The sequence below is a fragment of the Enterobacter sp. RCC_40 genome, assembly GCF_041360735.1.
GTDB classification, from domain to species: domain Bacteria; phylum Pseudomonadota; class Gammaproteobacteria; order Enterobacterales; family Enterobacteriaceae; genus Enterobacter; species Enterobacter ludwigii.
The window spans coordinates 1291189-1303774 of the sequence record NZ_JBFUPR010000001.1 but is presented as its reverse complement, the minus strand read 5'-3'; the positions used below and the strand labels follow the sequence as shown (position 1 = coordinate 1303774).

Annotated in this window: 11 protein-coding genes; 4 read left to right on the top strand and 7 right to left on the bottom strand. The window is 54.5% G+C overall.

Going from position 1 to position 12586, the window contains the following annotated elements:
* Positions 1 to 419: 419 nt before the first annotated feature.
* Positions 420 to 1949: a Re/Si-specific NAD(P)(+) transhydrogenase subunit alpha gene (pntA, locus tag AB6731_RS06070; protein WP_371006053.1), complete on the top strand. Its 1530-nt coding sequence runs from the start codon at positions 420 to 422 to the stop codon at positions 1947 to 1949.
* A gap of 10 nt (positions 1950 to 1959) precedes the next feature.
* Positions 1960 to 3348, top strand: coding sequence for a Re/Si-specific NAD(P)(+) transhydrogenase subunit beta (pntB, locus tag AB6731_RS06065; protein ID WP_025204333.1), 1389 nt, complete (start codon positions 1960 to 1962; stop codon positions 3346 to 3348).
* A 51-nt stretch (positions 3349 to 3399) separates the two neighbouring features.
* Here pntB and uspE read toward each other — a convergent pair whose 3' ends face one another.
* The 7 genes from uspE to AB6731_RS06030 all read right to left on the bottom strand — a co-directional run bounded on the left by uspE (position 3400) and on the right by AB6731_RS06030 (position 10570).
* Entirely contained in the window at positions 3400 to 4350 is a 951-nt protein-coding gene (uspE, locus tag AB6731_RS06060) for a universal stress protein UspE (protein ID WP_014169827.1), read from the bottom strand.
* Positions 4351 to 4460: 110 nt separating this feature from the next.
* Positions 4461 to 4613, bottom strand: a complete 153-nt coding sequence (locus AB6731_RS06055; RefSeq protein ID WP_223398027.1) for a hypothetical protein — start codon at positions 4611 to 4613, stop codon at positions 4461 to 4463.
* Positions 4614 to 4789: 176 nt separating this feature from the next.
* A complete protein-coding gene (gene fnr / locus AB6731_RS06050; RefSeq protein WP_014070017.1) occupies positions 4790 to 5542 on the bottom strand; it encodes a fumarate/nitrate reduction transcriptional regulator Fnr in 753 nt (250 codons plus the stop codon).
* Positions 5543 to 5725: 183 nt separating this feature from the next.
* Positions 5726 to 6241 (bottom strand): methylated-DNA--[protein]-cysteine S-methyltransferase, encoded by a 516-nt coding sequence (gene ogt / locus AB6731_RS06045; protein ID WP_020884306.1) that lies wholly within the window; start codon positions 6239 to 6241, stop codon positions 5726 to 5728.
* Positions 6242 to 6251: 10 nt separating this feature from the next.
* Positions 6252 to 7778, bottom strand: coding sequence for a p-aminobenzoyl-glutamate transporter (gene abgT, locus AB6731_RS06040; protein ID WP_032681150.1), 1527 nt, complete (start codon positions 7776 to 7778; stop codon positions 6252 to 6254).
* 36 nt (positions 7779 to 7814) lie between these two features.
* The gene (locus AB6731_RS06035) at positions 7815 to 9260 is read right to left on the bottom strand and encodes a M20 family metallopeptidase (protein WP_371006052.1); all 1446 of its coding nucleotides are present in this window, start codon (positions 9258 to 9260) and stop codon (positions 7815 to 7817) included.
* A complete protein-coding gene (locus AB6731_RS06030; RefSeq protein ID WP_020884303.1) occupies positions 9260 to 10570 on the bottom strand; it encodes a M20 family metallo-hydrolase in 1311 nt (436 codons plus the stop codon). The genes AB6731_RS06035 and AB6731_RS06030 overlap by 1 nt, the downstream gene beginning before the upstream one ends.
* Before the next feature lie 175 nt (positions 10571 to 10745).
* On the opposite strand from AB6731_RS06030, the gene AB6731_RS06025 reads away from it, so the two are divergent.
* Complete coding sequence (locus AB6731_RS06025) at positions 10746 to 11657, top strand: LysR family transcriptional regulator (protein WP_014169834.1); 912 nt, start codon at positions 10746 to 10748, stop codon at positions 11655 to 11657.
* 355 nt (positions 11658 to 12012) lie between these two features.
* A complete protein-coding gene (smrA, locus tag AB6731_RS06020) occupies positions 12013 to 12576 on the top strand; it encodes a DNA endonuclease SmrA (protein ID WP_020884302.1) in 564 nt (187 codons plus the stop codon).
* Positions 12577 to 12586 lie beyond the last annotated feature (10 nt).

The following is a 12586-nucleotide window of genomic DNA, read 5'->3' as shown; positions in this document are numbered from 1 at the left end:
TCACTGAATCATCTGATTTGATAACATTTAGTGATATGTTGAAAAAACAGGCGTCTGACAAGCAAAACTGATAAAGCTTATGACTTTTACAAGTTAATTTAATGTTAATAAGTTGTTCTCTAATGGCGCTATATCATGTTTTTACCGCTTCGCTTGCGCTATTTATCGGTCTCAGCGATGAATTTAAGGTAAATATCACTGTCAGCGACGCAGATCACTTATTTTTCACAGATAAAGTAAGAAATAGTGTTTTCTGGCGGTAGATCACGGGCGTTATTTTCAGTAGGTTATAGAAAGTTTGTTACTGTTTTATTTTCTGGGGTTAATCATATGTCGTCGCTGTCCTGCTGGCGAAAGTTGATACAAACCGCGGGCATTTATCGACAAACCATCATCAAAAACCGATGGAAGGGAAAACTATGCGTATTGGGGTACCAAAAGAACGGTTAGCCAATGAAACCCGCGTAGCGGCAACACCGAAAACGGTGGAGCAACTGCTTAAACTGGGTTTTACCGTCGCAGTTGAACGCGGCGCGGGCAAACTGGCGAGTTTCGATGACGAGGCCTTTATTCAGGCTGGCGCGGAAGTGGTGGACGGTGCTGAAGTCTGGCAGTCGCCCGTTATTCTCAAGGTTAATGCGCCGGAAGAGAGCGAGATTGAACTGCTGAATCCTGGCACGACGCTGGTGAGCTTCATCTGGCCTGCACAGAATCCTGAGTTGATGGAGAAGCTGGCAGCACGTGGCGTGACCGTGATGGCCATGGACTCCGTGCCGCGTATTTCGCGCGCGCAGTCGCTGGATGCCTTAAGTTCCATGGCGAATATCGCCGGTTACCGCGCGATTGTTGAGGCGGCGCATGAGTTTGGTCGCTTCTTTACCGGTCAGATCACCGCGGCAGGGAAAGTGCCTCCGGCGAAAGTGATGGTGATTGGCGCGGGCGTGGCGGGTCTTGCGGCTATCGGCGCGGCAAACAGCCTGGGCGCTATCGTACGCGCTTTTGACACCCGTCCTGAAGTAAAAGAACAAGTCCAAAGTATGGGTGCCGAATTCCTTGAGCTGGACTTCAAGGAAGAAGCGGGCAACGGTGACGGTTACGCGAAGGTCATGTCCGAAGCCTTTATCAAAGCGGAAATGGAACTCTTCGCCGCGCAGGCCAAAGATGTCGACATCATTGTCACTACCGCGCTTATCCCCGGTAAACCCGCGCCGAAGCTGATTACCCGTGAGATGGTTGACTCAATGAAGTCGGGCAGCGTGATTGTGGACCTGGCGTCGCAGAATGGTGGCAACTGTGAATACACCGTGCCAAATCAGGTGACCACAACTGCTAACGGCGTGAAGGTGATCGGGTATACCGATTTGCCGGGCCGTCTGCCAACGCAGTCTTCTCAGCTGTACGGTACCAACCTTGTTAACCTGCTGAAACTGCTCTGCAAAGAGAAAGACGGCAACATCACCGTTGATTTTGACGATGTTGTTGTGCGTGGCGTAACGGTGGTGCGTGAAGGCGAAATCACCTGGCCTGCGCCACCGATTCAGGTGTCCGCGCAGCCTCAGGCGGCACCGAAAGCGGCGCCTGAGCCTAAAGAGCCAGCTAAACCGGCTTCTCCGTGGCGCAAATACGCGATCATGGCGCTGGTCATTATTCTGTTTGGCTGGCTGGCAGACGTCGCGCCGAAAGAATTCCTCGGCCACTTTACCGTCTTCGCGCTCTCGTGTGTGGTGGGGTACTACGTCGTGTGGAATGTCTCTCATGCGCTGCATACGCCACTGATGTCGGTCACTAACGCCATCTCCGGGATTATCGTGGTCGGGGCGCTGCTGCAGATTGGCCACGGCGGCTGGGTAAGCTTCCTGAGCTTTATCGCGGTGCTGATCGCCAGTATCAATATTTTCGGTGGGTTCACCGTGACTCAGCGCATGCTGAAAATGTTTCGTAAAGGCTAAGGGGTAGCATATGTCTGGAGGATTAGTCACAGCCGCATACATTGTTGCTGCAATCCTGTTTATTTTCAGTCTGGCGGGACTTTCCAAACACGAAACGTCTCAGCAGGGAAATAACTTTGGTATCGCCGGGATGGCGATTGCGCTGATTGCCACCATCTTCGGGCCGGACACCGGCAACGTTGCATGGATCCTGGTGGCGATGATTATCGGTGGCGCGATTGGTATTCGCCTGGCGAAACGCGTTGAAATGACCGAGATGCCGGAGCTGGTGGCCATTCTGCACAGCTTCGTGGGGCTGGCGGCGGTGCTGGTGGGCTTCAACAGCTACCTGTACCACACACCCGGTCTGGAACCGATTCTGGTCAACATCCATCTGACGGAAGTGTTCCTCGGCATCTTCATTGGTGCGGTGACCTTCACCGGCTCAATTGTCGCGTTCGGCAAACTGCGCGGTAAGATCTCTTCTAAACCGCTGATGCTGCCAAACCGTCACAAGCTGAACCTGGCGGCGCTGGTCGTGTCCTTTGTGCTGCTGGTGGTCTTCGTGCGCACTGAAAGCGTGGGCCTGCAGGTGCTGGCGTTACTGGTGATGACCCTGATTGCTCTGGCCTTTGGCTGGCACCTGGTGGCCTCCATTGGTGGTGCCGATATGCCAGTGGTTGTCTCCATGCTGAACTCCTACTCCGGTTGGGCCGCGGCGGCAGCTGGCTTCATGCTGAGCAACGATCTGTTGATCGTCACCGGTGCGCTGGTCGGTTCTTCTGGTGCGATCCTGTCTTACATCATGTGTAAGGCGATGAACCGTTCGTTTATCAGCGTTATCGCGGGTGGCTTTGGTTCTGACGGCTCCTCAACCGGTTCTGACGAAGAAGTGGGTGAGCACCGTGAGATCACCGCGGAAGATACCGCAGAGATGCTGAAAAACTCACACTCGGTCATCATTACCCCAGGCTACGGCATGGCGGTGGCACAGGCTCAGTATCCGGTTGCGGAGATCACCGAGAAGCTGCGTGCGCGTGGTATCAAGGTTCGCTTTGGCATTCACCCGGTAGCGGGGCGTCTGCCAGGACACATGAACGTGCTGCTGGCGGAAGCGAAAGTGCCTTACGACATCGTGCTGGAGATGGATGAGATCAACGATGATTTCACCGATACCGACACCGTCCTGGTTATTGGTGCCAACGACACCGTTAACCCGGCGGCGCAGGACGATCCGCGTAGCCCAATTGCCGGTATGCCGGTTCTGGAAGTGTGGAAGGCGCAGAACGTGATTGTCTTCAAACGTTCCATGAACACCGGTTATGCAGGGGTTCAGAACCCGCTGTTCTTCAAAGAGAACACGCACATGCTGTTTGGCGATGCAAAAGCCAGTGTCGATGCGATTCTGAAATCGCTGTAAATCAGCGACAAAAAAAACCGCCGGAAACGGCGGTTTTTTTTATGTCTGAACTTAGTCGTCTTCCGGGTCGTCCAGTTCAACCGGTGTTTGATACTCATCCGGCTTAATGACCAGCAGGTCACAGCGCAGATGGTCGATCACCTGTTCGGCGGTATTGCCCAGGAATGCGGCAGAAATACCGGTCCGGCCAATGGTACCCAGTACCACAATCCCCGCCTGCAGATGTTCTGCTAAATCCGGGATCACCTCTTCAGGCAACCCTTTTTCCACATGTGTCATTTTCTCATCGATGCTGAATTTCTGGCGTAACGCCTTCATGGCCAGCAGGTGCTGCCCCCGGATCGCATCGTTATACACGCTCGGGTCAAATTCAGGCAGCTCGATAGCAATATTAATCGGTGTTACCGGGTAAGCGCCCACCAGATGGACTTCAGTGTGGTTAACCTGCTCGGCAAGCTGGATCGTCTCCTTGACCAGCTTTTCATTGAGCGAATTGTGGTAATCCTCCTCGCTCGCCAGGTTGACAGCCACGACGGCCTTGCCGCCTTCTGGCCACGGCTGGTCTTTTACCATCCACACCGGGCAAGGGCATTTACGCAGCAGGTGCCAGTCGGTAGGGGTAAAGATCACGGATTCCAGCTTGTCGTGCTGGTGCGCCATTTTCAGCAACAGGTCGTGCCCACCGGCGACCACTTCCTGGATAATGGCTTCGAAAGGTCGGTTATGCCAGACCACTTTAATATCGATAGGAACACCCGCTTCCAGGTAATATTTGGCCTGTTCACGGATCCACGCGGTACGCTGGCTGATCACTCCCTGACGCATTGCGGTGCGTTCGTCAGGCGACAGAAGGGTGGTCATCTCATATGAGAAGTCATAGATCGGCAAAAACGCTTTGATTTTGCCACCAATCCGTTGATGTAGATACACAGCACGTCGTAATGCCGGCTGATCGTCCTGGTTAGGATCGATAGCCACCAGCATGTTTTGATACTTTGCCATACAGGTCTCCTTACTACTGTCACCACAGTCTGTAATTAAAAGAGTAACCTATATATCTTGAATGAAACAGGGGGGAAGTTTTTGTCAGATCAATAAATCATGAAAATCTGTCACAGAAAAAGAACCGTTGTCGTTACCGCGATAAAGGCAATCAGCAGCAGTACCATCACCGCAATCGCAAACGTCGTTGAATCCTGTACGTAGGTTTTTTCTTCACCCTTCATTGGCCCGACAAGCATGATCCAGATGAATATGAAGGTCACTGAGGCGATAACGACTGAAACGAAAAATAAACTTTCTCTCAATTCATAACCTCAACAAGAACCTTTCAGGGACTGAGTGGGGCGGTGCCAGGGAAACGTGGTGAAACGGAAGTGGTGACGTACCAGACCAATAAATCATAAAAATTTATCGGCCTGGCATCAATCATGCGGAGGCGTTATGCCACGTTGCGGGAGTGACCGGCAAGAACGGCCAGAGCTTCACCGTTTTCGATGGTAATGTATTTACCCTTAACGGCCAGCATTCCGCTTTTCTGGAAACGACCCAGCAGACGGCTGATGGTTTCCACGGTCAGGCCCAGGTAGTTACCGATATCGCCACGCGTCATGGTCAGACGGAATTCACGCGGGGAGAAACCGCGCTCCGCGAAGCGGCGTGAGAGGTTATAGATAAACGCGGCCAGGCGTTCTTCTGCATTCTTTTTGGAAAGCAGCAGAATCATGTCCTGATCGCCTTTGATCTCACCGCTCATCAGACGCATCATCTGCTGACGCAGATTGGGCATTTTGCCTGAGAGATCGTCCAGCGTTTCAAACGGAATTTCGCAAACCATTGAGGTTTCCAGCGCCTGAGCAAAGCTCGGGTGATGGCCAGTACCGATGGCATCAAAGCCAACCAGGTCACCCGCCAGATGGAAGCCGGTGATCTGCTCATCACCCTGTTCAGTGATGGTGTAGCTTTTGATGGTGCCAGAACGGATAGCATAGAGCGATTTCAGTTCGTCTCCCGCTTTAAACAGCGTCTGCCCTTTCTGAATAGGCTTTTTGCGCTCGATGATATTATCAAGCTGATCGAGTTCATGCTCATTCAGGGTAAACGGGATACAGAGCTGGCTGATGCTGCAATCCTGGCAATGGATAGCACAACCGCCAGACTGAATGCGTCGTATAATTCGCTTTTCCGGGATCATAGGTTTGCTCAAGCCTTAATTGATATTGGTCAATTTTAACATCTTTTTGGTAAGTACGTAAGCCTGCCAAACCATCAATAAGGACAAGAGACGACAACCTGTTGCCATCTTCTTGAAATTCCACAGCTTGATTATGGATTTTTAGCCTAACCGGAAGAAAATTAAGCACTAAAAGCCTGGAAACTAGAGCAGGAGATACCCCTCGTGACGCAGTAACCACTCCTTGCGCTGCACGCCACCGGCATAGCCGGTCAGGGTGCCGTTGCGGCCAATCACGCGGTGGCAGGGGACCACAATACTGACGGGGTTAGCACCATTTGCCGCGCCGACCGCGCGGGCCGCGCCGGCACGGCCGAGTTGCCCGGCGAGCTGGCCGTAATGCATGACCTGTCCGCACGGAATACTGCGCAGCGCCTGCCAGACTTCGCGCTGGAAAGGTGTGCCTGCCGTGGCGGTCGGCAGGGTGTCAATGATGCTGAGATCGCCCTCGAAGTACGCCGTCAGTTTGTCGCTCAGGCCGCCGGGGTTGGTGGCGCTGATACGTTCATAACCCTGCGCGCGATAGTGCACGTTGAGCAACGTGTCCATCCTGTCGCTGTGTTCTTCCCACTCAACGGCGCGCAGACAGAACTGCTCGTCTGCAATCACCCACAGTGGACCAAGCGGCGTGGCAATTTTATCTTCGAGTAATCTCAGCATCGATAATCCTTTAGTGCAGCCTTGGGTAAATCCCCGGCCCAATCGGCAGACCGACAAGATACCATGCCACCAGCATCACCAGCCATACCCCTAAAAAGATAAGCGGATAGGGTAAAACCAGCGAATAGTAGGTACCCAGTTTTGCCTCTGGTTTATAGCGCTGCAGGAAGCCTAAAAACAGCGGAACAAACGGTGAGACCGGTGCCAGCGGGATGACGGAGGAGTCTGCGATACGGAACAGGATCTGGGCAAACGCCGGGTGGAACCCCAGCATCATAAACATCGGCACAAAGATGGGAGCCAGAATCGACCAGATTGCCGAGCCGCTGGCGATAAACATGCACAGCAGTGACGACAGCAGCGCAAGGCCGACAAATGCCGGGACGCCGCTTAACCCCGCCGCTTCCAGCGCATCGGTCAGCCCCACGGCCATAAATTTGCCCATGTTGCTCCAGTTAAACATCGCCACGAACTGCGCCAGCGGGAACACCATCACAATAAAGCCCGCCATCTCTTTCATGGGTTCGATCATCAGCTGCGGCAGATCGCCCTGACGGCGAATTTTGCCGGTGGCGATCCCATAGGCGAGCGAAACGACAAAGAAAAACAGAATAATCAGCGGCACAATGCCCTGAATAAACGGCGAGGGGAGAACGGTATGTTTAACCGGATCGCGCAGGATGCCGTTTTCCGGTACCACCATCAGCGCGACCGCGGCAATAAACGCCAGCGAGACCACGCCTGCCACGCGCAGGCCAACGCGTTGCTCTTTACTCAGCGTCTCCAGCTTCTCATCGCTTCGACCTTCCCATTTCCCTAAACGCGGCTCAATGAGCTTATCGGTAATCAGTCCGCCCACCAGGGTCAGCAGGACCACCGAGCTGGCCATAAAGTACCAGTTGTCGATGACGCTGACGTGCATCGCGGTGTCGATGGTTTTAGCCGCCTCCGTGCTGATGCCTGAGAGCAGGACATCGGTGGTCACGATCAGCAGGTTGGCGGTAAAGCCGCAGCCTACGCCCGCAATCGCCGACAGCAGACCCGCCACGGGATGGCGTCCGACGGCGAGGAAAATCAGAGCGCCCATGGGCGGCATGATCACCAGCGCGGCATCAGAGGAGATGTGGCTAAAGAAGGCGATAAACAGCACCATGTAGCTGGCGTAACGTGCGCTGACGTGGGAGGCCATTTTCACCATCAGCGCCGGTAACAGTCCGACACGCTCGGCAAGCCCGGCGCCCAGTACCAGCGCCAGAATGGCCCCCAGCGGGGCGAAGCCGCTGAAGTTTTTAACCACATTCGGTAAGAACCAGTGCAACCCTTCGACACTCAACAGGTTCTTGACCGCCACCAGACTGCCATCGGCCGGACTGCGCACGCTGACATCAAAGGCGGACAGCACCGCTGTCGCCACCATCAAAACCACGATCAACCAGATAAAAAGCAGGAAAGGGTGCGGCACTTTATTGCCGATCCTTTCAACCCAGCCATAGAGCTTACCGGATGGGGAATGCGAAGGTATGGAAGACATACTCATGGGCGTTCCTCGGGACTGTTGTTGTGTTGTGTTTTATTATTTTAAAGGTGACGGTGTCACGCCTGCCGGAATCGGACACACGTACGGCTTTTCGGTGATTTGTTGTTCGAACTCTTCCCGGCATTGTTGCAGCAGCGTTGCATCCTGGAGCAGATTTAGCGCGGTTGCGCCCATCACTTTTCCGGCCAGCAGCATGCCTTTATGAGCAATGGAGGTTCGCCCCTGAGCCACGAGTTGCCAGGTATGCAAAGGCGTTCCGATGGTAAAGCAGGGGCTGAAACACTGTGCCACCGGTATTTTCCAGCTGACATCGCCCACATCGGTTGACCCGGCCAGTACGTTATCGGTAATGGCGTAAGGTGCGACCTCATCTGTCAGTAACTTCTCCTGCTGACGGCGCGCAAAAGCGTTACCGGCTTCTCCCCCCGTCGCGGCAATGTTCTTCAGGCTGTTTTGCAGGTCATTTGGCGTTAGCGTGGCACGAATATCCTGCGCAAACTGGCGCTCTTCTTCCGTCCATTCCGGCGTGCCGTAATGCTGCAGGGCGCGATACATCGCCGCTTCGAGCGTGCGGTTGGGCAGGTAGCTGGAGCAGGCTTTATCAAAGCGACACGCAACGGTGGTTTCGGTCATCATTGCCGCGCCCTGAGCGATTTTCTCGATACGTTCGTAGATCTGCTGCGCATCGGCCATTTCCGGCGCGCGGATCAGGTACAGCACTTCAGCCTGCGCCTGCACCACGTTGGGTGAGATTCCACCGGTATCGGTGATAGCGTAATGAACGCGCGCTTTCTCAATGATGTGTTCGTTGAGGAAATTGGTGCCGGTGGTCATCAGCGTTACGGCATCCAGCGCGCTACGCCCCAGATGTGGCGAGTTAGCAGCATGTGCCGCCACGCCGTGAAACCGCCAGGCGGCCTGAATATTGGCCAGCGTGCTGACGTTAAACATGCCGGCAAATGCTTCAGGGTGCCAGGTGACGGCGGCATCAACGTCATCAAACAAACCTTCGCGCACCATAAAGGTTTTCCCTGAACCGCCTTCTTCACCAGGACAGCCGTAGAAACGCACGGTGCCGCTCCCCCCGTGCTGCTCCAGCCAGCTTTTCACCGCAATGGCACCCGCCAGCGCTGCCGTTCCCAGCAAATTGTGGCCACAGCCGTGGCCGTTGGCACCCGGCGTGGCGGACTGTGCCGTCGCGCAGTGTGCCTGCTGGCTCAATCCGGCCAGAGCATCATATTCCCCCAGCAGGGCGATAACGGGTTTACCACTGCCGAAGCTGGCGATAAAGGCATTCGGAATCCCGCCGGCTTCACGGGTCAGGGTGAAACCTTCCGCTTCCAGCGCGCCGGCAATCCGTTCCGCGGACCAGAACTCTTCAAAACGCGTTTCAGGGTGATCCCAGATGTCGTCGGCAATGCCGGTTAACAGCTGACATCGCGTGTCGATGGCATCGGCAATAAAAGCGTAGTTCTCCTGCATTACACACCTCGCGTCCACGGGAAATTAAGCGCAGTGCGCGCCAGCGTTTCGATAGCGAGGTTCATGACCTGCTCATCAAAATCAAATTTTTCATTGTGATGACCTGCGCTTAACTCGGTACCGAACACCATATACGACGCCATTCCGCCGTTCTGCTGCACGCGGGCCATCATCAGCGTCGCGTCTTCGGAACCTGCGGGGGCGTTGACTCTGTCAATGGCCTGCACCACACCGGTCACCTGACTTGCCTGCTGGCGCAGATAATCTACCCAGGCCGGTGTAGGGGCACTGGCGGTGGCGGCGCCCATCAGACGCATCTCGACGCTCACGCCGTAGAGTGCCGCCGCACCGGTAATCACGGCCTGCGCGCGTTCAAAGACGTACTGGTTAATGGCTTCGCTTACGCCGCGGGTTTCAACCTTGAGCAGGGCGTTAGCTGGCACGACGTTGCGTCCGCTGCCGGCCTGCATCACGCCGACATTCACCCGCGATGCACCTTCGCTGTGTGGGGCAATGCTGTGAAGCGCGATAGCGGCCTGAGCTGCGGCGAGCAGGGCATTACGGCCGTCCTCCGGTTTACCGCCGGCGTGTGCGGCAACCCCGGTAAAATGCACATCGAACTTGGTGGTGGCCATAAAGTTATCGCTGCCGCAGATCACCACACCGGCGGGCACACCGGTGCCAATGTGAATCGCGGTGAAGTAGTCCACGTCGTCGAGCGCCCCGGCGGCCACCATGGCGCGAGCGCCTCGGGTGCCTTCCTCGGCTGGCTGGAAGATCAGTTTGATGGTGCCATTGAGTTGCGATTCATTCTGCTTAAGCACGTGCGCCAGCCCCAGACCAATGGTGGTGTGGCCATCGTGGCCGCAGGCGTGCATCATCCCCGGGTTGCAGGAGGCAAACCCGTCGCGGAACGGGCGATGGCTGTCATCGAGTGCTTCGCTTAAATCCAGCGCGTCCATATCCACGCGAAACGCCAGCGTCGGGCCTGGGCGGCCGGTATTCAGGGTCGCCACAATGCCGGTAAATCCCCCTTCAAACGGGGCCAGCCATTTCTCTGGTGCGCCTTGCGCCCGGGCGCGGGCAAACTCTCGCGCCAGCGTGGCGTCATCGGGTAATCCCATACGGCTTTCGGCGTCCACCACGTCGCGGCCCATCGCCAGCGAATAACCCAGCTGGTCTAAGATTTCCGCGACTTTCGCCGCCGTGCGAAATTCGAGCCATCCGGACTCCGCGAAATGGTGAAAATCGCGACGCCATGCGCTCAGTTGTGGGGCTAATGTCTGGATGTACTGCGCCAGTGATTCCATATCTGTTCCTGTCATCATTAAAATATGTGAACTGCTTCACGCTGTGATAGTTTTTACTTATCACTAACCGTTTTTTCACAGTTTTAACCGTTCAGGAATTACCCTCGCACATCCATTTCCATTAAAGTAGATGACAGTTTCTTTACTCTGATAAATAACGGTTATCGGTCGGGCTATGTCATTTCAGATTAAATTTCATCAAATCCGGGCGTTTGTTGAAGTCGCGCGTCAGGGCAGTATCCGCGGTGCCAGCAGGACGCTTAATCTTTCGCAACCGGCGCTGACCAAATCGATCAAAGAGCTGGAAGAGGGGATGGCGGCGCAGCTGTTTGTGCGCAGGAGTAAAGGCGTCGCATTGACCGAATGTGGGGAAGGGTTTTACTCGCGCGCCAGGCTGATTCTGGAAGAGTTACGCGCGGCGCAGGATGATATCCGCCAGCGCCAGGGGGAACTGGCCGGGCAGATTAACATTGGAATGGGAGCCAGTATTTCGCGAAGCCTTATGCCCGCGGTGATCACCCGCTTTCATGCACAACATCCGCAGGTAAAAGTCCGGATTATGGAAGGGCAACTGGTGTCGATGATCAATGAATTACGCCAGGGCGAGCTGGATTTCACCATCAACACCTATTATCAGGGGCCGTACGATCATGAGTTTACGTTTGAAAAATTGTTTGAAAAGCCTTTCGCCGTATTTTGTCGGGAAGGGCATCCGGCGACGGGCGCGACATCCATTACCGAATTGCTGAATTATAACTGGACAATGCCGACGCCACGCGGGAGTTATTATAAGCAATTAGAAGATGTTTTTACTCATCGCTCGCAAATACCGCGCATTGACGTTGTCTGCGAAACGTTTTCTTCCTGCATTAGCCTTGTTGCACAAAGTGATTTTTTAAGTATCCTTCCAAAGGAACTGGGCTGTGACCCGCTGCTGGCGCACCGTCTGGTTATGCTGCCCGTTGTCGAATCGCTACCTAAAGCGGCCTATTATTTAATTCAGCGCCGTGATTCTCGTCAGACACCACTGACCGAATCGTTAATTACGCAATTCAGAAGAGAGGCGCGGAAAATAGTATCGGAGTGAAGCGGGGAGTAAAATAAAAAAACAGAGCCTGTCCGACATCAGACAGACCCTACAACACACAGCAGTGCTTCCCTTCGCAGATCCTGAATGTTATATCCGTGAAGCAGGTTTATTTAATTATAACAGCCAACCCTCAAAAAGATATGTTTTAGCATCATTGATTCCACATTTTTTTAACCTAAACTTTCTGTTTTATGTGTGCTGAAATTTAAGTTAAGTCGCGTTTAACTTTTGCGAAGAAATAATTTTTATATTCATCAGGTTAATATTTATGCCCTCATCCTGGGGTAGCGGTTATTGAGGCCCATGCCTGGCGCAGGTATAGTACAGGCTCAGATGTAGCGGGAGGATGTCCATGAACCCTGACGACAAATCACTTTTTCTTGACGCCATGGAGGGTATCCAGCCCCTGAAGCGCTGCACGGATATTCACTGGCAGCCGAGCCGCAACACGCGAACGCGTCAGGAGATTGATACCGAGCAACTGGATAACTTCCTGACCCTGGGCTTCCTGGAACTTCTGCCCCTGGAGGAGCCGCTGGCGTTCAGACGGGAAGGGGTGCAACAGGGCGTTATTGATAAGCTCCGCTCGGGTAAATATTCCCGCCAGGCCAGCTTAAATCTGTTACGCCAGCCCGCCGAGCGTTGCCGGCAGATGCTGTTTTCCTTTATCCGCCAGGCTGGACGCGATGGATTACGTAACCTGGTGATCATTCATGGAAAAGGGCGGGAGCAGAACGCTCATCCCAACGTGGTACGCAGTTATCTGGCGCGCTGGTTAACCGAGTTCGAGGAAGTGCAGGCCTTTTGCGTGGCGCTGCCGCATCACGGCGGCAGCGGAGCATGCTATGTTTCGCTACGAAAGTCTGACGAAGCGAAACAGGAGAACTGGGAACGGCACGCTAAGCGCAGCCGTTAAGCGCTTCTGG